At 57.1% G+C, this 23,232-nt stretch carries 23 protein-coding genes; 21 read left to right on the top strand and 2 right to left on the bottom strand.

Annotated elements, in window-relative coordinates:
• Positions 1-22: 22 nt before the first annotated feature.
• The 17 genes from rplQ to eno all read left to right on the top strand — a co-directional run bounded on the left by rplQ (position 23) and on the right by eno (position 17,174).
• On the top strand, positions 23-364 hold the full coding sequence (gene rplQ, locus ACLM7Z_RS02045; protein WP_087022475.1) for a 50S ribosomal protein L17: 342 nt from the start codon (positions 23-25) through the stop codon (positions 362-364).
• A gap of 220 nt (positions 365-584) precedes the next feature.
• Positions 585-2,009 (top strand): lipopolysaccharide biosynthesis protein, encoded by a 1,425-nt coding sequence (locus ACLM7Z_RS02040; protein ID WP_087022472.1) that lies wholly within the window; start codon positions 585-587, stop codon positions 2,007-2,009.
• 143 nt (positions 2,010-2,152) lie between these two features.
• Positions 2,153-2,617, top strand: coding sequence for a ribosome maturation factor RimP (gene rimP, locus ACLM7Z_RS02035; protein WP_435645536.1), 465 nt, complete (start codon positions 2,153-2,155; stop codon positions 2,615-2,617).
• 65 nt (positions 2,618-2,682) lie between these two features.
• Complete coding sequence (nusA, locus tag ACLM7Z_RS02030) at positions 2,683-3,786, top strand: transcription termination factor NusA (RefSeq protein ID WP_087022465.1); 1,104 nt, start codon at positions 2,683-2,685, stop codon at positions 3,784-3,786.
• 16 nt (positions 3,787-3,802) lie between these two features.
• Positions 3,803-4,078, top strand: coding sequence for an RNase P modulator RnpM (gene rnpM / locus ACLM7Z_RS02025; protein WP_273350271.1), 276 nt, complete (start codon positions 3,803-3,805; stop codon positions 4,076-4,078).
• Positions 4,071-4,535 (top strand): L7Ae/L30e/S12e/Gadd45 family ribosomal protein, encoded by a 465-nt coding sequence (locus tag ACLM7Z_RS02020; RefSeq protein ID WP_087022459.1) that lies wholly within the window; start codon positions 4,071-4,073, stop codon positions 4,533-4,535. Before rnpM ends, ACLM7Z_RS02020 begins: the two co-directional genes overlap by 8 nt.
• A complete protein-coding gene (gene infB, locus ACLM7Z_RS02015) occupies positions 4,532-7,021 on the top strand; it encodes a translation initiation factor IF-2 (protein ID WP_087022457.1) in 2,490 nt (829 codons plus the stop codon). Before ACLM7Z_RS02020 ends, infB begins: the two co-directional genes overlap by 4 nt.
• An 80-nt stretch (positions 7,022-7,101) precedes the next feature.
• Positions 7,102-7,455 carry a 30S ribosome-binding factor RbfA gene (gene rbfA / locus ACLM7Z_RS02010; protein ID WP_087022454.1) on the top strand — a complete coding sequence of 118 codons (354 nt, stop codon included), beginning with the start codon at positions 7,102-7,104 and terminating at the stop codon, positions 7,453-7,455.
• Complete coding sequence (locus ACLM7Z_RS02005; protein ID WP_087022451.1) at positions 7,452-8,414, top strand: DHH family phosphoesterase; 963 nt, start codon at positions 7,452-7,454, stop codon at positions 8,412-8,414. Before rbfA ends, ACLM7Z_RS02005 begins: the two co-directional genes overlap by 4 nt.
• Entirely contained in the window at positions 8,395-9,324 is a 930-nt protein-coding gene (truB, locus tag ACLM7Z_RS02000; protein WP_087022448.1) for a tRNA pseudouridine(55) synthase TruB, read from the top strand. Before ACLM7Z_RS02005 ends, truB begins: the two co-directional genes overlap by 20 nt.
• A 37-nt stretch (positions 9,325-9,361) precedes the next feature.
• Positions 9,362-10,273: a riboflavin biosynthesis protein RibF gene (gene ribF, locus ACLM7Z_RS01995; protein ID WP_087022445.1), complete on the top strand. Its 912-nt coding sequence runs from the start codon at positions 9,362-9,364 to the stop codon at positions 10,271-10,273.
• A gap of 210 nt (positions 10,274-10,483) precedes the next feature.
• Positions 10,484-10,969: a tRNA (uridine(34)/cytosine(34)/5-carboxymethylaminomethyluridine(34)-2'-O)-methyltransferase TrmL gene (trmL, locus tag ACLM7Z_RS01990; RefSeq protein ID WP_087022442.1), complete on the top strand. Its 486-nt coding sequence runs from the start codon at positions 10,484-10,486 to the stop codon at positions 10,967-10,969.
• A 13-nt stretch (positions 10,970-10,982) separates the two neighbouring features.
• Complete coding sequence (locus ACLM7Z_RS01985) at positions 10,983-11,855, top strand: DegV family protein (RefSeq protein ID WP_087022439.1); 873 nt, start codon at positions 10,983-10,985, stop codon at positions 11,853-11,855.
• 161 nt (positions 11,856-12,016) lie between these two features.
• Positions 12,017-13,222, top strand: coding sequence for a phosphoglycerate kinase (locus tag ACLM7Z_RS01980; RefSeq protein WP_087022436.1), 1,206 nt, complete (start codon positions 12,017-12,019; stop codon positions 13,220-13,222).
• A 113-nt stretch (positions 13,223-13,335) separates the two neighbouring features.
• Positions 13,336-14,106, top strand: coding sequence for a triose-phosphate isomerase (tpiA, locus tag ACLM7Z_RS01975; RefSeq protein WP_087022433.1), 771 nt, complete (start codon positions 13,336-13,338; stop codon positions 14,104-14,106).
• Positions 14,107-14,232: 126 nt separating this feature from the next.
• Positions 14,233-15,747, top strand: coding sequence for a 2,3-bisphosphoglycerate-independent phosphoglycerate mutase (gpmI, locus tag ACLM7Z_RS01970; RefSeq protein WP_087022429.1), 1,515 nt, complete (start codon positions 14,233-14,235; stop codon positions 15,745-15,747).
• Between the two features lie 113 nt (positions 15,748-15,860).
• Positions 15,861-17,174: a phosphopyruvate hydratase gene (gene eno, locus ACLM7Z_RS01965; protein WP_273350282.1), complete on the top strand. Its 1,314-nt coding sequence runs from the start codon at positions 15,861-15,863 to the stop codon at positions 17,172-17,174.
• Between the two features lie 41 nt (positions 17,175-17,215).
• Here the strand turns inward: eno and ACLM7Z_RS01960 are convergent, their stop codons facing one another.
• Complete coding sequence (locus ACLM7Z_RS01960; RefSeq protein WP_435645535.1) at positions 17,216-18,136, bottom strand: FUSC family protein; 921 nt, start codon at positions 18,134-18,136, stop codon at positions 17,216-17,218.
• Positions 18,137-18,443: 307 nt separating this feature from the next.
• Between ACLM7Z_RS01960 and ACLM7Z_RS01955 the strand changes: the two genes are divergently transcribed.
• The 4 genes from ACLM7Z_RS01955 to ACLM7Z_RS01940 all read left to right on the top strand — a co-directional run bounded on the left by ACLM7Z_RS01955 (position 18,444) and on the right by ACLM7Z_RS01940 (position 21,534).
• Positions 18,444-18,836 carry a hypothetical protein gene (locus ACLM7Z_RS01955; protein WP_087022420.1) on the top strand — a complete coding sequence of 131 codons (393 nt, stop codon included), beginning with the start codon at positions 18,444-18,446 and terminating at the stop codon, positions 18,834-18,836.
• Positions 18,837-18,929: 93 nt separating this feature from the next.
• Positions 18,930-19,799: a radical SAM protein gene (locus tag ACLM7Z_RS01950; protein ID WP_087022417.1), complete on the top strand. Its 870-nt coding sequence runs from the start codon at positions 18,930-18,932 to the stop codon at positions 19,797-19,799.
• Positions 19,800-19,993: 194 nt separating this feature from the next.
• Positions 19,994-20,617: a zinc dependent phospholipase C family protein gene (locus tag ACLM7Z_RS01945; protein WP_435645534.1), complete on the top strand. Its 624-nt coding sequence runs from the start codon at positions 19,994-19,996 to the stop codon at positions 20,615-20,617.
• A gap of 137 nt (positions 20,618-20,754) precedes the next feature.
• Positions 20,755-21,534: a DUF134 domain-containing protein gene (locus ACLM7Z_RS01940; RefSeq protein WP_087022614.1), complete on the top strand. Its 780-nt coding sequence runs from the start codon at positions 20,755-20,757 to the stop codon at positions 21,532-21,534.
• 46 nt (positions 21,535-21,580) lie between these two features.
• On the opposite strand, the gene ACLM7Z_RS01935 is transcribed toward ACLM7Z_RS01940, so the two are convergent.
• Entirely contained in the window at positions 21,581-23,221 is a 1,641-nt protein-coding gene (locus ACLM7Z_RS01935; protein ID WP_087022131.1) for a hypothetical protein, read from the bottom strand.
• Between the last annotated feature and the right edge of the window lie 11 nt (positions 23,222-23,232).

Raw genomic sequence — 23,232 nt, 5'->3', positions numbered from 1 at the left:
AACCCAAAGGAGGTATTTTCTCATGGCCGGAAACCGTAAACTCGGCAGAACCACTGACCATAGAATGGCAATGCTCAGAGCAATGGTAACCTACCTGCTGGAAAACGGCAGCATTGAGACCACTGTTGCAAGAGCCAGAGAAGTTCGTCCTCTCGCTGAGAAGATGATCACGCTCGGTAAGAAGAACACCCTCGCATCCCGCCGTCAGGCAGCTGCTTTCATCACCAAGAAGGAAGTTGTTGCAAAGACCTTCGGCGAGCTGTCCGAGAAGTACGCTGACCGCAACGGCGGCTACACCCGTATCGTAAAGATCGGCCCGCGCCGCGGCGACGCAGCTGAAATGGCTATCATTGAGCTTGTCTGATTGAACTGATCTGACATCCAAAAGGGATTGTTTCGAGCGCATGCTATCGGAACAATCCCTTTTTTCTGTGTCGGTTTGCGCAGGCTTTTGTGTACGTTATGTAAAAAACAGAAAATCAGGGGGAATACCGGCTCATTTGTGCGATATCGCGTATTGAAACGGCAAAATGTCAGTGCTATAATCAATACATCATCAATTTATACAGTAAGGAAGTAGCTTCATGGCACAAAATCGTTATAAAAAGCTGCTGTCGAATACACTGGTATTCGCCATCGGCACATTTTCCTCCAAGGTGCTCGTGTTCCTTATGCTGCCGTATTATACAAACATCCTCAGTACGGGTGAATACGGCACGGTGGACGCGCTCATCAACGTCGGACAGCTGATGATCCCGATCGCATCGGTCGGCATTAACAACGCTGTCATCCGCTTCGGACTGGAAAACGAATCGGATAAGAAAACCGTGTTCAGCAATGGATTGTATACTATTCTGGCAGGCTTTGCGGTGTTGGCGGTCATCTCGCCGATTTTGCCACATCTGATGGACTTCATGTCGGGGTATACCATTGCGGTGCTCGCGTTCGTGCTCGCGTCCAGTCTGCGCACGCTGTGTATTCAGTTTGCGCTCAGCCTTGGCTACAGCAAGATGTATGCGGCCAACGGTATTTTGAACACGTTCCTGAATATTACGCTCAACATTCTGCTGCTGCCGCGCCTGCGCGTCATGGGCTATGTCCTGGCGAATATTATCTCTGATTTGGTTATGGGTCTGCTGTGCTTCTTTATGGCAAAAGAGTACCGCTATCTGCGTTCGCCGCTGAGCAAAACATATGACCGGCCGCTCGCAAAGCGCATGCGCCAGTATGCGCTGCCGCTTGTGCCGCAGACCGTATGCCAGTGGATCATCAACATGTCTGACCGGTATATGATTATTTTCTTCATCAATACCGAGGCGAACGGTCTGTATGCTGCGGCGAACAAAATCCCGAATATTTTGCTGATTGTTGCGAACCTGTTCGCGGACGCCTGGCAGATTTCTGCCGTCAAGGAGAGCGATCCAAAGGAACAGGTGAATTTCTTCAGCAAGGTACTCGGCGCGTATTCATCGATTGCCTTCATCGGCAGCTCCGGCCTGATTATGGTATCCAAATTTGTCATGACCTTCATGGTCGGCGATGACTTCTTTATTTCATGGCGCTTCATCCCGATCCTGACGCTGGCGACGACCTTCGGCCTGCTGTCCACCTTCCTCGCCAGTGTTTACATGCTCAAGCTGCGGAGCAAGAATTCGATGATTACAACTGTCATCTGCGCTGTCGTCAACCTGTCGCTCAATGCCATCCTGATTCCGCTGCTCGGCGGCATCGATCCGTTTTACGGCGCGCTCGGCGCAGGCATTGCGACGTTCATCAGCTATTTTGTGCTGTTCCTCATCCGCGCCATCAACACACAGCGTTATCTGAAAATCCGTTGGAATATCGGCAAAACCGTTACCAGTGTGCTGATCCTGTTCGTTCAGGCGCTGTATATGTCGCTCCAGGCACCGCTCTGGGTTGTCATTGTTCCGGCACTGTTTGTCCTGCTGTTTGTCATCAACGCAAGAGAAATTCTGCTGTCAGTCAACAAGCTGCTGCGCCGCGGATAACTTCGCAAATTTATGCGCCAATGGCAAAGTTTTGCTTGCATATGCGGCGTTGGCGTGCTATACTATTTAATAGTGTAAGAATTTCGATCCAAGGAGAGTGGGGCAACCCACTCTTTCTTATTGCTTTTGTTACGGAGGTAAAAATGACGGCAAAAGAAGTCTGCAAACGCGTTTGGGAAATCAGCGAGCCGTTTGCGCGCGAGATGGGCGTGACGCTGTGGGATGTCACCTTTGAAAAAGAGGGCGGACAGTATATGCTGACCATCACAATTGACCGCGACGGGCATACCGATATCGATGACTGCGAAAAGCTGTCGCGCGCGGTGGATCCGCTGCTCGACGAAAAGGAATTTGCGTCGCTTCCGCCATATACGCTGTGCGTATCCTCGGCAGGCCTGACGCGCAGGCTCAAGCGTCCGGAGCACTTTGCCGCCTTCCTCGGCAGCGAGGTGGAGGTAAAATTCTACCGCCCAATCGATGGCAGCAAAATTGCCGTCGGCACGCTGCGCGCCTATGAAGACGGCTTTGTTACGCTCGAGGCGGATGGCCGCGTGACGGTCTATGAGCCAAAGGATATCGCAGCGGTGCGCCTGTCTGTAACCATTTAAATTTGTCCTCAATCGGGTATGGCGCCGCGCCATGCCGCACACAATAAGGAGTGAATACCAAAAACATGAACGCAGAATTTTTTGCAGCTCTGGAGCAGCTGGAAAAGGAAAAGGGGATTCCGGTAGATTACATGCTGGATCGCGTATGTCAGGCCCTGCTGACCGCGTATAAAAAGGACAACGACGGTCTGAAGTGCGATAATGTCTATGTCGAGCCGGATATGGACGAAAAAACCATTCATATGTATGTGGCCAAAGAGGTAGTCGATGAGGCGGAGGATCCGTTGACTGAGATTTCCCTCGAGGATGCAAAGAAAATCAGCCCGCGTGTATCGCTGGGCGACACCGTGCGCGTCGATGTGCAGACCCGCAAGTTTGGCCGTATCGCTGCACAGGCAGCCAAGCAGGTCATCATTCAGGGTATCCGCGAATCTGAGCGCGGCATGGTATACAACGAGTACAGCTCGCGTGAGCACGAGATTCTGAGCGCTGTTGTCAGCCGCATCGATCCGCGCAACGGCAACATCATTCTGGAAATGATCAGCGACGGCGAGAAGACGGAGGCTGTTCTGGCACAGAATGAGCAGGTTCCGGGCGAGGAGCTGCATGAGGGTCAGCGCATCAAGGTCTTTGTCGTAGAGGTACGCCGCGGCAACCACGGCCCGCAGGTTCTGATTTCCCGCACCCATCCGGGTCTGGTCAAGCGCCTGTTTGAGCTGGAGGTTCCGGAAATCCACGACGGCATCGTTGAGATCAAATCGATTGCGCGCGAAGCGGGAAACCGCACCAAGATTGCTGTCATGACGCATGACGAAAAGGTTGATCCGATTGGTGCCTGTGTCGGCCCGCGCGGCTCGCGTGTCGGCAGCATTGTCAATGAGCTGTCCGGCGAGAAGATTGACATCATCAAGTATTCTGAGGACACCGCGACGTTTGTCTCCGAGGCACTCAGCCCGGCAGATGTCATCAGTGCTGTTATGCTGCCGGATGGCAAGAGCTGCCGTGTCACCGTGCCGGATGACCAGCTTTCGCTCGCCATCGGCAAGGAAGGCCAGAATGCACGCCTTGCTGCCAAGCTGACCGGCTGTAAGATCGATATCGGCTCTGAGAGCGCTGCAAAGCAGCAGGAAGCCGAGGAAGATGATGACCTGATCGCAGACGAGGGCTAAAAAGGAGGCCGGCACAGTGCAGAAAAAGAAAATTCCGATGCGCCAGTGCGTCGGCTGCCGGGAAATGAAGCCCAAGCGCGAGCTGCTGCGCGTGGTTCGCTCGCCAGAGGGCGAAATTGCCCTGGATTTCCGCGGCAGGACCCCCGGGCGCGGCGCGTATGTCTGCCCGGACGCGGCCTGCCTTGCGCGCGCAAAGAAAAGCCGTGCGCTGGAGCGTGCCTTCGGCATCTCTGTGCCGGATGAGGTGTATGACCAGCTGTCCCGGCAGCTGGAGGAGCATGCCGATGAATGACGTGCTGAGCCTGCTGGGATTGTGCCTGCGGGCGGGCAAGCTCGTGTACGGCGATGACGCGGTGGCGGATACCGTCGCCGCAGGGGATGCCCGGTTGCTCGTGCTCGCGGCTGATGCGGGCGCGAACATCAGCCGCCGTGCCGCCCGCCATACCGAAACGGCAGGCGTGCCCGTTCTCCGCATCACGGAGGACGCGGCGCAGATGGGCTGGGCAATCGGCCGCAGGGCAACTGCTATCTGCTGCATTACGGATATCGGTTTTGCAGCCTCCGCCGCGCAGAAGGCGGCGGAAGCGGACGCGCAGTATGCCGCACTCGCACAGCAGCTGAGTGAAAAGAAAACGCGCATCCAGTCGCGGCGCGGCAGGAAAAAGCCGCGCAGAAAGTCCGCCGGAGGACAGTCCACCGGCGGTGTGAACCAGTCAACCCATACGAAACGTGGAGGTGAACGCGCATGAGTATTGACAATAAATACCGTGTACATGAAGTAGCCAAGGATTTTGGCGCGAGCACAAAGGAAATCACCGATGTGCTGACAGAATACTCCCAGACCCCGAAAAACCATATGCAGGTTCTGGAACCGCAGGAACTGAACCTGATATTTGATTATATGACCAAGCACCATCCGGTGGACAATATGGAAGAGGTCCTGAGCAAGCAGGCAGCTGAGCGCAAGGCACCGACGACGCAGGTCGTCCGCCAGCAGCCGGCAAAGAAGGCCGCGAAGGGCGAGGGAAAAAAGGCAGAGGCAAAGAAGGCCGAGCCGCAGAAAAAGGCTGCGCCGCAGCCCGCAAAGGAAGAGGCAAAGCAGGCATCTGCCGAGCCGCAGAAGAAGCGCGACAACAACAAGAAGCGCCATCAGCCGGCAAAGCCGCATGAACAGCGCCAGATCCTGCGCCCGCAGGGCTCCAATGAGGAAGCGACCTCTACGGTCACGACCGACGAGAACAAGCAGCAGGGCAAGGGCAAGCAGATTCACCGCGTCGATACACGCGGCAGCGGCAATGTCAACCTTGCGCGCTACGATGAGCGCATCGATGCGCTCGTGCCGCAGAAGGCGGACCGCATGAAGCAGGGTAAGCAGAAGATCACCCGCAAGGCGGACTCCCGCAAGCAGTTCTCCAGCAAACGCCGTCAAGAGGAGCAGGAGAAGTTCAAGCGCTTACAGCGCCAGCAGCAGCAGATCAAGAAGGTTCAGCTCAAGGTCATGATCCCGGATGAGATCAATGTCGGCGAGCTGGCTTCCCGCCTGAAGCGCACGGCAGCAGACGTCATCAAGGAGCTGCTCAAGCTGGGTGTTATGGCGAACATTTCCCAGACCATCGACTTCGACACCGCTGCCATCGTCGCAGAAGAGATGGGCGCGAAGGTTGAGAAGGAAGTCTTCGTCACCATCGAAGAAAAGCTGTTTGACGAGAGTGAGGACAAGGAAGAGAACCTCGAGCCGAGAAGCCCGGTTGTCGTTGTCATGGGTCATGTCGACCACGGCAAGACCTCCCTGCTCGACTCCATCCGTAAGACCGACGTCGCCGCAGGAGAAGCCGGCGGCATTACGCAGCACATCGGTGCATACCGCGTCAAGGTCGACGGCCGTCCGATTACTTTCCTCGACACCCCGGGCCATGCGGCATTTACGTCCATGCGTGCCCGCGGCGCACAGGTCACCGATATTGCGATTCTGGTTGTCGCGGCCGATGACGGCATCATGCCGCAGACCATCGAGGCGATCAACCACGCCAAGGCAGCAGGCATTCCGATTATTGTCGCTGTCAACAAGATCGATAAGGAAAACGCAGATCCCGACCGCGTGCTCCAGCAGCTGACAGAGTACGAACTGGTTCCGGAGGACTGGGGCGGTGATACCATTGTCTGCAAGATTTCTGCAAAGTATGGCAAGGGCATCGACAACCTGCTGGAAATGGTACTGCTGACTGCGGATATGCAGGAGCTGCGCGCGAACCCGAATCGTCAGGCAAAGGGCACCGTCATCGAGGCCAAGCTGGATCGCGGCCGCGGCCCGGTTGCAACCGTCCTCGTACAGAACGGTACGCTGCATTCCGGTGATACCGTCATCGCGGGCAAGGCAGTCGGCCGTGTCCGTGTCATGACCGACGAGCGCGGACGTAAGCTGGAGAATGCAGGTCCGTCCGTGCCGGTTGAGATCATCGGCCTCGGCGAGGTACCGGATGCAGGTGATGTCTTCTACGCCGTCGACAACGAGCGCATGGCGCGTGAGCTGGTCGAGCAGCGCAAGGAGAAGGAAAAGGAAGAGCGCAACAAGGCAATGCAGAAGGTCACGCTGGAGAATCTGTTCGATACCATCCAGCAGGGCAACATGAAGGAGCTCAACATCATCATCAAGGCGGATGTTCAGGGTTCTGTCGAAGCGGTTCGCTCTTCGCTGCTCAAGCTGTCCAACGAAGAGGTTCGCGTCAATGTCATCCATGGCGCAGTTGGCGCGATCAACGAATCGGATGTCATGCTGGCAGCGGCATCCAATGCGATTATTGTCGGCTTCAATGTCCGCCCGGATCGCGTTGCGACCGATTCCGCACATCAGCAGGATGTCGAAATCCGCCTGTACCGCGTCATCTACGACTGCATCGAGGAGATGGAGCAGGCGATGAAGGGCATGCTCGATCCGAAGTTCAAGGAAGTCGTCGTCGGCCATGCCGAGATCCGTCAGACCTTCAAGGTCTCCGGTGTCGGCACCATCGCGGGCGCATACGTTCTGGACGGCAAGATTGTTCGTTCCTGCGAGGTGCGCATTGTCCGCGACGGTATTGTCATCCACGAGGGCCATTTGAATTCGCTCAAGCGCTTTAAGGACGATGTCAAGGAAGTTGCACACGGCTTTGAATGCGGCATGGGCATTGAAAATTACAACGATCTGAAGGAGGGCGACATCATCGAGTCGTTCGTCATGGAGCAGATCAAGCAGTAAGCAATCCGAACCGCGGGTGGGGTGCGCCGCATGTCGCCGCCCGCCCGCGGTTTTTTCGATTCAAAAAAGGAGAAGAATTTATGTCTCAGAGGAGCGAACGCATCAGCGAAGAGTTCCAGAAAGCACTGTCAGAGTGCATTCGTACCCTGAAGGACCCGCGCGTCCATGAGGCGATGGTTTCTGTCACCCGCTGCGAGGTGACCGGAGATCTGCGCTATGCCAAGGCATATATCAGCGTATATGGTTCCGACCAGCAGAAAAAGGACGTTATGCGCGGTCTGAAGTCGGCATCCGGCTTCCTGCGCCGCAATGTGGCGGCAAAGATCCAGCTGCGTTATGCGCCGGAAATCCTGTTCACGCTGGACGAGTCGATTACGCATGGCGCGCACATCAACGCCGTCCTGCATGAGCTGGAGGAGGAGGGGAAGCTGTGATCGGAACAGTATCCCGCGCCGCCGAGGTGCTGAAGGCGGCGGATAACATCATCATCCTGACCCACCGCCGTCCGGATGGCGATACAGCGGGCAGTGCGGGCGCGCTGTGCCTGGCACTGCGTAAGCTGGGCAAAAAGGCATTTGTCGCGCCCAACCGTGAGATCACGCGCCGTTATGCCGGTCTGATTGTGCCGTATGCGCCGTATGACGGCTTTGAGCCGGCGTTTGTCGTGTCGGTCGACTGCGCTGACCGGGGCATGATCCCGGCAGAAATGGCACAGTACGCACAGCGCGTCGATCTGGTCATCGATCACCACCGTTCCAATGACGGCTTCGGCACGGACAACCTCGTCATGGGTCACTGCGCCGCGTGCGCAGAGATTGTCTGCGCCGTCATCGAGGAGATGGGAATCTCGCTCGACAGCAGCATTGCCGAGGGTATTTATGTCGGTGCATCCACCGACACCGGCTGTTTTAAGTTTTCTAATACGACGTCCAACACCCATCGGGTCGCAGCGAAGTGCCTCGACGCGGGTGTGGACGGCGGAGAAATCAACCGCGCGCTGTTTGAGACCAAATCGCGCGCACGCTATGAAATCGAAGGTATGCTGTTTTCCGGCATGCGTTTTTACCACGACGGGAAGATTGCCGTCGCACTGATTACGCGCGAGGCAAAGCAGAAAACCGGCGCGGACTGGGATGACCTGGATGCAATTGCGGGGATCCCGCGCCAGATTGAGGGCGTAGAGGTCGGACTGACGCTGACCGAGCTGGACAATGGCGACACGAAGGTGTCTGTCCGCACGACAAAGGAGGTCGATGCCTCTGCCATCTGCACGCAGGTCGGCGGCGGCGGGCACATCCGTGCGGCGGGCGCAACACTGCACTGCGGTTCGGAGGAAGCCATCCGGCGCATGCTCGAGGTGACAGAAAGGGTGTATGCCGGTGAAACGGCGTGAATCGCGCTACAACGGCGTGCTGATTGTCAACAAGCCGCAGGATTTTACGTCGTTTGACGTCGTCGCCAAGCTGCGCGGCATGCTGCATGAACGCCGCATCGGGCACGGCGGCACGCTCGACCCGATGGCGACCGGTGTACTGCCGGTGTTTGTCGGCGGTGCGACCAAAGCGGCTGATATGGCGGCGGCGCAGGCAAAGGAATATGTTGCGGGCTTCGCGCTGGGCTATGCGACCGATACGCAGGACAGCACGGGCACAGAGACCGCGCGTTCGGACAGGCGCGCATCACTGCCTGCGGTACAGGCGGCAGTAGACGCCATGCGCGGCGAACAGATGCAGCTGCCGCCGATGTATTCGGCGGTCAAGGTGGACGGCAAGCGGCTGTATGATCTTGCGCGCAAAGGCGTGGAGGTCGAGCGCACGCCGCGTCCGATCACTGTGCACGAGGCGGAGCTGCTGGAATTTGACGAACAGGCGCAGGCCGGACGGCTGCGCTTTGTGTGCTCCAAGGGCACCTATGTGCGCACGCTGATCCACGATCTCGGCGAAGGGCTGGGGACTTGTGCAGTCATGACTGCCTTGCAGCGCACGACCTCCGGACGGTATACGCTGGAGCAGAGCCATACGCTGGAGGAAATTCAGCGCGCTGCGGATGCGGATGCCATCGAAACGCTGCTGCTGCCGACCGACAGCCTGTTTGCCGTTTATCCGGCGGTGCAGATCGATGATTACGGCTATGAGCGCGCACAGAATGGCGCGTTTATTGCGCCGCCGCATGTCACCGATCTGCCGATGCAGGCGGGCACACTGTGCCGCGTGTATTATCAGGGCGAATTCTGGATGCTCGGCCGGGTGGACAGACTGGAGCGCGGCGGTCTCGCGCTGTTTTATGAAAAAAGATTCCGGTAATGCCTGAGCAGAGCCGGGGGAAGAGGATCAACCAATCATGATAGAGAAAGACGCAAAGCGCGCCATTGCGCTGGGATATTTTGACGGGGTACACTGCGGGCATCAGGCATTGATGCGCCTCGCCGTGCAGCGCGCACAGGAAAACGGCGCGGTTTCCTCGGTGTTCACGTTCGACGTGCATCCCGATACCGTGATTACCGGTCAGCCTGTGCCGCTCATCACGTCGGAGGCGCGCCGCAGGGATGAAATCCGTGAGCTGGGCGGTGTAGATGAGGTCATCTTCGGGCATTTCAATGACGAGATGCGCAACATGGACTGGCGCCGCTTTGTCGACGATGTGCTGGTCGGCCAGTTCCACGCCTGCTGGATTATCACAGGCGAGAACAATCGGTTTGGCTATCGCGGGCAGGGCACGCCGGAGCGCCTGCGTGAGGAGTGCGTGCGCCTCGGCATCGGCTGCGACATTGTGGAGAGCGTGAAGATCGACAACATCGTTGTCAGCTCGACATACATCCGCCAGCAGATTGCAGCGGGCAATCTGGAACGCGCCGCACAATTCCTCGGCCATCCGTATACCATTGCGGGCGCCGTGCAGCACGGCCGCCGCGTCGGGCGCACGCTTGGCTTCCGCACAGTCAATCTTGCGCTGCCGAAGGAGATGCAGGCGCCGCCGTTCGGCGTATATGTCTCGCGCGTCATCGCGGGCGGGCAATCACACATCGCCGTGACCAACATCGGCGTGCATCCGACCTTCGGAGAGGGAGATGCCGCATGCGTCGAGCCGCACATTCTGGACTTTGACGGTGATCTGTACGGGGCGTTTGTCCAGGTACAGCTGCTGCATTTCCTGCGCCCGGAGCGCCGCTTTGATGACAGTGAACAGCTCAAAGCTGCCATTTCGGACGATGTTGCGCAGACCCGCGCATGGTTTGAAACTGCCAGAAAATGATACAAATGTTATCGCAATGTATGCTCTGCGGCCGGATGGCTGCGGGGCATTTTGCGTTTTTCGATAAAAAAACGCAAAAAAGGCGGGCGAATGCGCAGATTTTTCGCGTTTTGCCGCAAAACTTGCTTGAAATAGATGCGAAAATAGCCTATTATTATTATATGGCAGCCGCGCAACCAGTGCGCTGCATCAGACAGAAGGGGAATGGATATGCTTGGCATTGTTTTGGTAGAGCCGGAGATCCCACAGAATACCGGCAATATTGCGCGTACCTGTGCCGTCACCGGCTGCACACTGCATCTGGTTGGGCCGCTCGGCTTTGAAATTACGGACAGACAGCTCAAACGCGCCGGTCTGGATTACTGGCATCTGCTCGATGTGCGATATTACGATTCACTGGACGAATTCTGGGAGAAAAACCCCGACGGCACGTATTTTTATGCCACCAGCAAGGGAACCCAGCGTTATACTGACGTCACATATCCGCCGGACGCCTATCTGCTGTTCGGAAAGGAGACGAAGGGTCTGCCGGAGGCCATGCTGGCGGAGCACCCGGAGCGCTGTGTGCGCATTCCGATGCGCGAGGGTGCGCGGTGCCTCAATCTGTCCAACAGCGCGGCTGTGTTGGTCTATGAGGCGTTGCGGCAGAATGACTTTGAAGGGCTGGTCAGCGCAGGACCGTTTCCGGAGATTTGAGAGGTAGCACAAAATGGAAAAAATTTGCATTTTCACAGATTCGACGTCCGATCTGCCGCACGAGCAGGCGGAACGCTGGAATATTGATATCGTCCCAATTCAGATTCAGGCGAACGGGAAGACCTACCGCGAGTATTATGACATCACGCCGGAGGAATATTGGAAGCTCCTGCTGGAGAGCGACGAGATACCGCAGACGTCGCAGATCAAAATGGAGGATCTGATGGCGCAGTACAAAAAGGCGAAGGCGGAGGGCTGCACGCACTGTGTCGGCGTCATCATCAACGGTGCAGGCTCCGGCTCCTATCAGACCGCGAACATTGTCCGCGACATGTTTTATGAGGAATGCGGGCAAGATATGGTGATCGAGCTGATCGATTCCGAGAGCTACACCTATATGTACGGCAATGTCGTTATCGAGGGCGCAAAGCTGCGCGAGGCGGGCGCATCGTTTGACGAGATTGTGCGCACCATGCGCCACAGCATCAAGTGCATGGAGGCATATCTCGGCGTGTACAGCCTGCGCCACCTCAAGAAGAGCGGACGCATTTCCGGCGGCACGGCGTTCGTCGGCGAAGCGCTCGGTCTGCGCCCGATTTCGCTCGTGCGCGCAGGCTCGGTTGATGTGTGCACGAAGGTGCGCGGCGACAAAAATGTCGTGCCGAAGCTGGTCGAGCTGGCGAAGAAGGAGGCGGTCGATCCCGCAGGACAGACGGCCTATGTGGTCTATGCGGCTGTGCCGGAGGAGCAGATTGCGCTTGCCGAGAAGCTGATGCTGGAGGCAGGCTTCGGCTCTGTCGAGCGCTATCCGATTGGTATGGCGGTTACGACAAATGCCGGCCCGCAGTCGATTGCAGTCATTTTTCGCGGAAAACCGCGCGACTGACCCGCAGCTCAGCTGAAAAAATCGCCGGATTGGGCATTTTTTAACAAAAGCATCTTGAAAACTACGCCGCAAGACGGTATAATTTTTGGGTGGAAACGCGCATATTTGCTGCTTTCCACGTATGACAGTACGTTGTTCCAGTTAATAAGGAGTGTTATACAATGGACTACAATAAGAAGAGTGTCGTAGACATCGACGTAAATGGCAAGAAGGTACTTCTGCGCTGTGACTTTAATGTTCCGATGGCAAAGGACGGAAGCGGCGTCATCACCGATGACAAGCGCATCCGTGCAGCCCTGCCGACCATCCAGTATCTGCTGGATAACAATGCGGCAGTTATCGCATGCTCGCACATGGGCAAGCCGAAGGGCGAGTGGAAGCCTGAGCTGTCCATGGCTCCCGTCGCAGCACGCCTGAGCGAGCTGCTGGGCAAGGAAGTCATCCTGGCGAAGGACATCGTCGGCGAGGACGCAAAGGCAAAGGCTGCAGCTCTCCAGCCGGGACAGATCCTGCTGCTCGAAAACCTGCGCTATGACAACGGCGAGACCAAGAACGATCCGGCATTTGCAAAGGCACTGGCTGACCTGGCCGGTGAGGGCGGCGTTTACGTTTCCGACGCGTTCGGCACCGTACACCGCGCACATGCTTCCACCGCAGGCGTTGCCGCTTACCTGCCGGCAGTTTCCGGCTTCCTGATCCAGAAGGAGCTGGAGATCATCGGCGGCGCACTGGCAGCTCCGAAGCGTCCGCTGGTCGCAATCCTGGGTGGCTCCAAGGTTTCGTCCAAGATCGGCGTCATCAACAACCTGCTTGAAATCGCTGATACCATTATCATCGGCGGCGGCATGGCATACACCTTCTCCGCAGCACAGGGCGGCAAGATCGGCGATTCCCTGCTCGAGGAAGACTGGAAGGGCTATGCGCTCGAGATGATCGAGAAGGCAAACGCAAAGGGCGTCAAGCTCCTGCTGCCGGTTGACACCGTGATTGCGGACAAGTTCGCAGCAGACGCAGACAGCAAGGTTGTCGCTGCCGGCGAAATCCCGGACGGCTGGCAGGGCCTGGACATCGGCCCGAAGACCGTTGAGGCATACTGCGATGCAGTTGCTGACGCAGGCACCGTCATCTGGAATGGCCCGATGGGCGTATTTGAGTTCGAGAAGTTCGCAGTCGGCACCAAGGCAGTTGCAGAGGCTCTGAGCAAGACCGATGCGATCACCATCATCGGCGGCGGCGATTCCGCAGCAGCCGTTCAGCAGCTGGGCTACGCGGACAAGATGACCCATATCTCCACCGGCGGCGGCGCTTCGCTGGAGTTCATGGAAGGCAAGGTTCTCCCGGGCATCGCATGCCTCGAGGACAAGTAAGTTTTCGTTCAGTCCGTCCCTGCAGCTGCGCGCCGCAGGGACGCTGAGATATAAAACGTTTCGGCACCTGTTGCCGATCAAAAAAGGATTTTTCTAGGAAGGGGAAAACCAATATGAATCGCAGATATCGCAAGACTATTATCGCTGGTAACTGGAAGATGAACATGACCCCGAGCCAGGCAAAGGCTCTGATCGAAGAGCTCAAGCCGCTGGTCAGCAAGGTCAAGTGGTGTGAGATGGTACTGTGCGTACCGTACGTAGACATCCCGACCGCTGTCAAGGCTGCAAAGGGCTCCAAGATTGCCATCGGCGCTGAGAACATGCACTTTGAGCCGAAGGGCGCTTACACCGGCGAGGTTTCCGCTGACATGCTGAAGGAATGCGGTGTCAAGTACGTTATCATCGGCCATTCCGAGCGCCGTCAGTACTTCGCAGAGACCGACGAGACCGTCAACAAGAAGGTCAAGGTCGCTCTGGAGAACGGCTTCCGCCCGATCGTCTGTGTCGGCGAGTCCCTGGACGAGCGCGAGCAGGACATCTGGTCTGAAATCGTCCGCAAGCAGGTTAAGTGCGCAATGCAGGGCGTATCCGTTGACGACGTCAAGAAGGTTGTCATCGCTTACGAGCCGATCTGGGCGATCGGCACCGGCAAGACCGCTACCGCTGACCAGGCAAACGAAGTTTGCGGCGCAATCCGCGACTGCCTGAGAGAGCTGTACGGCGCGCGCGCTGCACGTGCAATCACCATTCAGTACGGCGGCTCCATGAACGCTAAGAACGCAGCGGAGCTGCTTTCCAAGCCGGACGTTGACGGCGGCCTGATTGGCGGCGCTTCCCTGAAGCCGAACGATTTCTTCGCAATCATCGAAGCAGCAAACCAGTAATTTAACTGCACATTCCATCGGCGGGCTGTTTCATCTGTTTGAGCGGTCCGCCGATGTGCTTTTGCGCGCGGCACAGTGTCCCCCTTCCCACGCCGCGCACCGGAATTTTCAGAAACGAGGTTAATTATGAAAAAACCGTTAATACTCATTATTATGGACGGCTTTGGCCTGCGCACGAGCGACATGGGCAACGCAATCCATGCTGCAAATCATCCGAACCTGACCCGCCTGTTTGCGGAAAATCCGACCACGCAGCTCGGAGCCTCCGGCCTGGATGTCGGTCTGCCGGACGGCCAGATGGGCAACAGTGAGGTCGGCCATACCAACATCGGCGCGGGCCGTGTCGTCTATCAGGAGCTGACCCGCATCTCTAAGGCGATCAAGGAGGGCACGTTCTTCGAGAACGAGGCATTCCTCGGTGCCGTTGAGAACTGCAAGAAGCACGACAGTGCACTGCACATCTATGGCCTGATGAGCGATGGCGGCGTACACTCTCACATCGAGCACATCTGTGGCCTGGTCGACCTGGCAAAGAAGAGCGGCCTGACCAAGGTATTTGTCCATTGCTTCATGGACGGCCGTGATGTACCGCCGACCTCCGGCATCGATTTTGTCCGCCAGATGAAGGCAAAGCTGGACGAGGTTGGTGTTGGCAAGATCGCTACCATCGAGGGTCGTTACTATGCGATGGACCGTGACAACCGCTTTGAGCGCGTTTCCAAGGCATATGCTGCAATGGTATACGGCGAGGGCGAGTACAATCCGGATCCGGTTGCTGCAATGCAGGCATCGTATGACGCAGGCGTGACCGATGAGTTTGTTGTTCCGGTTGTCACCGCAAAGGATGCACAGATCAGGGAGAATGACTCCATTATCTTCGCAAACTTCCGCCCGGACCGCGCGCGTGAAATCACCCGCACCTTTGTCGATCCGGAGTTCTCCGGCTTTGAGCGCCGCAACGGCTGTTTCCCGGTTTACTACGTCTGCATGACGCAGTATGACGCGACGATGCCGAATGTCCATGTTGCGTTCAAGCCGCAGTCGCTGACCAACACGTTCGGCGAATATATCGCCGACAATGGCCTGACCCAGCTGCGCATCGCCGAGACCGAAAAGTACGCACATGTCACGTTCTTCTTCAACGGCGGCATCGAGACACCGTACAAGAACGAGGAGCGCGACCTGATCGCTTCCCCGAAGGTTGCCACCTATGATCTCCAGCCGGAGATGAGCGCATATAAAGTATGCGACAAGGTGGTTGAGGAGATCAAGAGCGGTAAGTTCGATGTCATCATCCTGAACTATGCGAACTGCGACATGGTCGGTCACACCGGTGTATTTGACGCGGCAGTCAAGGCAGTTGAGGCTGTTGATACCTGTGTCGGCAGAACGGTAGACGCTATCCTTGAGATGGGCGGCGTTGCAATGATTACCGCTGACCACGGCAATGCGGATCAGATGCTGGAGGAGGACGGTGTTTCCCCGTTCACCGCGCATTCGTGCAATCCGGTTCCGTTCTGTGTTGTCGGCCATCCGTGCACCCTGCATGAGGGTCGTCTGGCGGATATCGCACCGACGATGCTTCAGGTTCTCGGCCTGCCCCAGCCGGCTGAGATGGACGGCAAGTCTCTGATGGATTGATTCCCGTTTGAATTGACGATTTGCGGCAGATTGCGATTGCCTTCGGGCAAATTCGCGGTCTGCCGCTTTTTTTTGCGCGCCGGGCTGTCTGAAAACACGAAAAGGAGAACAGCATGAAACAGGCGATTGAAATTGTGGATGTAAACGGGCGCGAAATTCTGGATTCGCGCGGCAATCCGACTGTGGAGGTCGAGGTGTGCGTATGCGGCGACAACGGCATGTTTGTAGGGCGTGCCTCCGTGCCGTCCGGCGCGTCTACCGGGCAGTATGAGGCATGTGAGCTGCGCGATGGAGAGGAAACGCGTTATGGCGGCAAAGGCGTGCTGCATGCCGTGCATGCGGTCAACGGCGAAATTGCCGATGCCGTCATCGGCATGGATGCGGGAAACCAGCCCGAGCTTGACCGTGCCATGCGGGAGCTGGACGGCACGGAGAACAAGTCGCGACTCGGCGCGAATGCCATTCTCGGCGTCAGCCTTGCGGCCGCGCGCGCGGCCGCACAGGCATACGGCCTGCCGCTGTATGCATATCTCGGCGGTGTAAACGCGAAGACGCTGCCCGTGCCGATGATGAACATTCTGAACGGCGGCGCACATGCGTCCAACAATGTGGACATCCAGGAGTTTATGATTATGCCCGTGGGGGCGTCAGATTTCCGCGAGGCGCTTCGCCAGTGTGCGGAGGTATTTCATGCCCTGCGCGGCGTTTTGAAGCAAAATGGAACGCCTGCGGCGGGCGTGGGCGATGAAGGCGGCTTTGCTCCCAATCTGAAGAGTGATGAACAGGCACTTGAAGTGATTCTGCGCGCCATCGAACAGGCGGGCTACACGCCGGGCGCAGATTTCCTGATTGCAATGGATGCCGCATCGTCCGAATGGTATCATCCGGAGGACGGCGGGTATTATCAGCTGCCCAAGGCGGGTACGCACATGAGCCGTGCACAGCTTGTGGAATACTGGGCGCAGCTGGTGGAAAAGTATCCGATTATCTCGCTGGAGGACGGTCTCGCAGAGGAGGACTGGGAGGGCTGGAAGCAGCTCACCGACCTGGTCGGCAGCCGCGTGCAGCTGGTCGGCGACGACCTGTTTGTGACCAATACCAGCCGCCTGCACCACGGCATTGAAACCGGTGTGGCAAACTCCATCCTGATTAAGGTCAATCAGATCGGCACGCTGACGGAGACCATCGACGCGGTGACCATGGCAAACCGCGCGGGGTATACGGCGGTCATCTCGCACCGTTCGGGCGAAACCGAGGACACGACAATCGCAGACCTCGCGGTGGCGCTGAATGCCGGACAGATCAAGACGGGCGCACCGTCGCGCACCGACCGCGTAGCAAAATACAATCGCCTGCTGCGCATCGAGGAGGAACTGGACGGGCAGGGCCTGTATGCCGGGCGCAATGCATGGTTTAATCTGCACTGAGCTAAAAAAAGCAGGCAGGCCGTTCGGCCTGCCTGCACTGCTCACAGCTCGAGCAGCATGGTCAGATATTCGTTGGAATCGAGGAACACCTTGAGGTAGTAATTCAAAACCACGGTGTCCTCCGGCGCGCAGGCGCCGTCCAGAATGCATTCGGTTTTGCCGTTCTCGCGCGTCAGCCCGAGTGCTTCGATGCGCGCAAGATTTTCCGGCGACGGGCTCGGCATGGTGTCGATACAGCAGATGCCGATGAGCGCGTCGCGCATTTTCCACAGCAGCTGCTGGCAGCCGCGCAGGTGGGCAACCTCGGATTTTTTGAGTGATTTGTTCATGCGCTCATCGAGCAGCACACTGACATTGCGGTCGAGCTCACTGATGCTCGCGCGCAGGTCGCGCAGGTCAGGGATGCGTCCGCGCAGCACGCGTTGTTTCAGCAGCGGAAGCATCGCCTTCTGCGCCTTGATAATGCTGTCCTTTGTGTGCGCCGCACCGCTGTACGGGCGGATGAGCATGTTGACGGCGAGCGCGATGGCGGTGCCGACGACGGTGTCGCGGAAGCGCAGCAGGCCGTAAAACAGGTTGCCTGTCGCAAGCAGGTCGGTCAGGCAGCAGCAGAATACGACACAGGCCAAACTGGTGGTGGAAGCCCGCATATGCAGCATATTGCACACGACAATCATAATGATGACGCCCAGTGCACAGCCGATTGCCATATGTCCGGAAAAGACAAGGGAAAATCCCATGGCCAGCAGTGCGCCGACGAGGTTGCCGACCGTCAGGTCGCGCGCGCCTTTGAACGACGCGGTGATGGAGGATTCCATTGCGCCGAGTGCGCCGATGGCGAGAAACGGCGGATATTCGCTTTTGATGGCATAACCGGTCAGCAGCGAAAGGCCGACGGCAAGTGCGGTCTTAACTGTCCGCATGCCGATGTGGAAGGGCAGTTTTTTCTTGGTTGCAATCATCTTTTGTCACCTGTTATTCTCATGAAGCATACTCCAAACTTGGCTCATTATAGCACATTCGCGGCGTTCGTCAATCGGCAAATGTACCATTCGGATAAATCTTGGTGTATTTGCTGTGAAAATAGGAGAAAATGCAAGATGAATTGGGAATATTTCATGGAAAGATTGACAGATTGAAAGAATCTGTGGTAACATATAACTATTATAGAACAAAGATATGTTCGCAACCTTGCCGTGCTTTGACGGCGGGGAAAGTATCATATGACTACCCGCGGAGTACCGCGGCGACGAGAGGGAGTTTTTCGCAATGAAAGCCAAGAAGACTGATAACAAGAAAAAGATTGGCATCGGCGTTGCCGCTGCCGGTGCCGTCGCCGGTGCCGTTGTAGCAGGCGTTGCAGCATACCGTCACAGCAAGAGCGAGCAGGTTTATCATGAGGCGGAACTCAAGGCAATGAGCGAGCTGGATGATATGAACGCAGAGAACGAGAATGCATGCGAAGCCTGTGAGTGCGCAGATGCGTGTGCGGCAAGCGAAGAGACCTGCGAGGCTGCCGAGGAGCAGATGACCATGGAAGAGCCGGAGGCTGTCGAGGAGCCGGAAGAAGCTGCCGACGAGACGGCAGAGGAAGCTCCGGCAGAAGAAGCTGCTGAGGAAGCAGAGGAAGAGATTGAGGCTTCCGATTCTGACGAGGACTGATTCCCGTAAACCAATCCGGGCGGGGCACGCGTGCGCGGCGCTCCGCCTGCTTTTTGTGCAAAAATATATTTTTCCTGAGGAGCAAGAATACCTATGAGATATGAAGGCCGCGTATTTCGTCCGCCGAGTGAAGCCTACAGCCTGATCGTACAGGTCACCATCGGGTGCAGCCACAACGGCTGTACGTTCTGTGATATGTACAAGGAAAAGCAGTTCCATCTGCGCAAGCTGGAGGATGTGCTGGAGGATTTCATTCTGGCGCGCCGCGCGTACAGCCACATTGAACGCATTTTCCTCGCCGATGGCGACGCACTGATGCGCCGCACGGAGGATCTTGCAATTATTTTGCAGCATATCCGCGACACCATCCCGGAGTGCACGCGCGTAACCAGCTATGGCTCGCCTAAGAGTATCCTGACCAAGACGCCGGAGCAGCTCGCGCTGCTGCGCTCGCTCGGCCTGAAGATGATTTATCTCGGCCTGGAATCCGGCTGTGATGATGTGCTGACGCATGTCAACAAGGGTGTGACGGTGGATGAAATTGTCCGCGCCGGACAGATGGTCAAGGACGCAGGCATGAAGCTGTCGGTTACGGCAATCAATGGACTCGGCGGCACGGAGCTGTGGCGCGAGCATGCGCTGGGCACGGCAGATGCCTTTTCCCGCATGAAGCCGGACTATATCGGCCTGCTGACGCTCATGTTCGAGGGCGGCACGCCATTGCAGAAGGAGTGGGAGGCAGGCAAATTCCAGCTGCTGACCGCGCCGCAGGTAGCGCAGGAAACGCTGCTGATGCTCGAGCACATCGACAGCGAGGGCAGTATTTTCCGCTCCAACCATGCGTCCAATTACCTCTCGCTCAAGGGCACGCTCAACCGTGACCGCGATGCGCTGTGCAATACGCTGCGCCGCGCGCTGGACGGTGAGCTCGGCTACAAGAGCGAATATTACCGCGCACTGTGACGCCTGGTTTGTGTACAGAACAGTAATATTTTCAAAAGTCTCAGATTTTATCCATAAAAATGGAGATCTGAGACTTTTTTGGTGAAAAAATGAAGAACGTGGCAAAAAACTTTACAAACAATTCACTGTTTTGCCGTTTTCATTGTGCGCCGAGTGTGTTACACTGAAGACAACAAAAGAGAGGAGTGATGCCGATGGATTCAGTGTCCCATACGACGGTAGCGCATTACCTGCTGGACTACGTGGAAAAGACTGACGGCATTTCGTTCGATAGAAAAGCATTCGTTTTTGGCAACCTGAAACCCGACCTGAAGGGCGAATATCTGACCAAACGGCACTATCCGTCCCTCATGTTTGAAGAAGTGATGCAGCGCATCCGCGATTTTGCATCCAAATTTTGCATCAGTGAAACCAACGGCGCCAAGCTCAGCGAGGAGCTCGGTGTAATCTGCCATTATATTACAGATTTCTTTAGCTTTCCGCACAACGACGATATTTACGAACATGGACTGTTCGCACATTATGTATACGAAAAACGCACGAGCCTGACGATTTCCAAACGAATCGATGAGACCAAGTTTGACGGCTGGGTCAAGCCCCTGTTGGCGGACATCCCGCAGACACCGGAAGCCCTGATCGCTTCCATCTCTGAACAGCATCGGAGCTATGTCGCACAGCCGGAACACAGCATCAGCGATGATGTCTTCCACATCTGCCGCATTCTCACCACTGTAGTGATGTCGATGATCCGTATTACTTGCAATGTCTTTGCAGACCTTCCCTTTGGAGCATCGGCGCCGATTGCACAGCCGGCGTAACAAGCCTGTATCCGCCCTTCCAGCAGTGGGGCGGATTTTTTTGCGCTTTTTGCGGCGAAAATGCATTGACATCCCCCACAAAAAGGCGTATGCTGAAAGAGAAATAAATGACATATGTCAGAAACGGAGGCGCAACCATGCCGCGACCAACAAAATGCCGCCGCGTGTGCGGCCTGCCGGAGCATACGGTGTTCGGCCCTGCGGGGCAGGCACATACACCGGCGGTCACGATGACGGTGGACGAATATGAGACCATTCGCCTGATCGACCTCGAAGGGCTGACGCAGGAGGAATGCGCTGCGCAGATGGGCATTGCCCGCGCGACGGTCGCAGGCATCTGGACGCGCGCGCGCCGCAAGACGGCGGATGCTCTGGTCAATGGCAGGCAGCTTGTGGTTGCGGGCGGAAATTATGCCCTCTGCCGCCGCAGTGAACCGGGCTGCTGCGGTCACAATGCCGCGTGCCGCGGGCGCGTTGACCACATGGCGGTATTCCGCACTGACGAAGGAGAGAACAGCATGAAGATTGCAGCAACTTATGAAAACGGACAGATTTTCCAGCATTTCGGTCACACTGAGCAGTTTAAGATTTACACGGTGGAGAACGACCACATCACCAACATGGAGGTCGTCAGCACGGACGGCAGCGGCCACGGCGCGCTGGCGGAGTTCCTGAAAAAGCAGGGCGTCGGCATCCTGGTATGCGGCGGCATCGGCGGCGGTGCGCGCACCGCGCTGATGGATGCGGGCATTGCGGTATTCGCAGGCGCCAGCGGCGAGGCAGATCTTCAGGTCGGCGCATTGCTGGCGGGTATGCTTGCACCAAACCCGGATGTGACCTGTGACCACCACGACCACGGCGAAGGTCATTCCTGTGGCTCGTGCGGCAGCCGGGGAACCTGCGGCGGCCACTGCTGAGAATAAAAAGCAGACGCTTTTTTGGGCGTCTGCTTTTTTGCGCGGATTACGTGGCGAGGTGCATCGTGCGGACGGCGTCCATCAGTTCGATCACCTCGGCAGGCAGGCTGCTGGTATCGGTGCCCAGCGTGCCCGAATAGCGGACAAAATAGCCGCTGTCGGTGATGGCAAAGCCATCGCGCTCGCTCTGTTTCAGTGTTTCTACGTCGGGATACAGCACGAATTTATCGGCATACGGCGTGAAGCCGAAGGGGCACAGGCTTGCACAATTGCCGCAGTCGTTGCACGGGCCGTCCAGATGGATGACCTTTTTCTGCAAACCGTCGATGAAATAATTTGCGCGGTTCGGGCAGACATCAACGCAGGTCGTACAGCACCCGCAGGCGAACGGCGGTGTCTGTCCGGCGGCAATTTTGCGCGGCTTGCGGCGGAGATGGTCGTCGGCCGTGCTGCGCTCTGCCAGCTCGCGGACACGCGCCGTGTCAATGCCGTAAAAATCCGGTTTGATGTTTGCGCACTTTTCCACCAGCTTGCGCAGGTTCTGATAGCCGTGCGGCTTGAGCAGGACAGTGGCGACGGTAATCGGATAAATACCGGTCGAATAGATTTTGTCGATGTTGTCGATGTCTGCGCCGCCGGAATATGAAATCGGCAGACAGCCTTCAAACGCCTCAGACAGCAGCGCCGCCGTGTGCATGGACAGCGGGAACAGCGCCTTGCCGGACATGTACATGTCCGTGCCCGGCAGTTCACCGTGCGTAATTTTGACAGGGAAGGTGTTGGTCAGCTTGACACCGAAGCGCAGGTCGAGCGATTCCGCGACCTCCAGCAGGCGGCCAATCATGGTGATTGCGTCCGGCAGCTGCATGTCGTGCTCAAAGTGCTCGCGGCCAAATTCCACGTCGGTATAACCCAGATTGTCCAGCAGTTCGCGCGCCTTGTCGTAGCCGATCAGTGTCGGATTGCATTTGACATAGGTGTGCAGCCCCTTTTCCCGCAGCATGTATTCGGCAATTGCCTGAATCTGCTCCGGCGGACAGCCGTGCATTGTGGAAATCGTGACATTGTTGCTGATGTGCGGCGAGATGGAATCGATATAGTCGTCATCTACCACATCGAAGATCATATCCTTCGCCTCCGCAATGCATGCCTTCCAGACCGGGGAGGAGGAGGCGTCCTTCATGGTTTCGATGAATGCATCGACCGATGGGCTTTTGATGCCCTCGAGGTCATAGCCGACCGACATGTTGAACACAAAGGCATCCGGTTCACCGAGCCGGAATTCCTTCAGCAGAATCTTGATGGCAATCCATGCCTTGATGTATTCCGCTGCGGCCTGCTCCGGACTGAGCTCCGTCGACCATTCCGTGTTGTAGGCTTCGTCGCGTACATAGATGCACGGGCGCTGGATGCCGAGCTGGTCGCCCCACAGCTTTTGTACCGTCTTGAGCTCGAAAAATCGTCCGCCTGCGGCATAGGCCGCAATCAGGTTTTGTGCGAGCTGGGTGTGCGGGCCTGCCGCCGGGCCGACCGGGCTGTTCAGCGTCTTGCCAAACAGCGGTGCATAATTGCGGAATACGATGATAGAAGTGGCAGGCACGCCGAACATTGTTCCCTTGAACCGGTATTCCTTCCATGCCTGGTCGAGCAGCGCTCGAAACGGGATTGGCTTCATTTCAATGCTCATATGGATACGCC

The sequence above is a fragment of the Butyricicoccus porcorum genome, from assembly GCF_051246315.1.
In the GTDB taxonomy this organism is placed as follows: Bacteria; Bacillota; Clostridia; order Oscillospirales; family Butyricicoccaceae; genus Butyricicoccus_A; species Butyricicoccus_A porcorum.
Note: the sequence above shows the minus strand (reverse complement) of the source record. Positions and strands in the feature narration are given on the sequence as shown.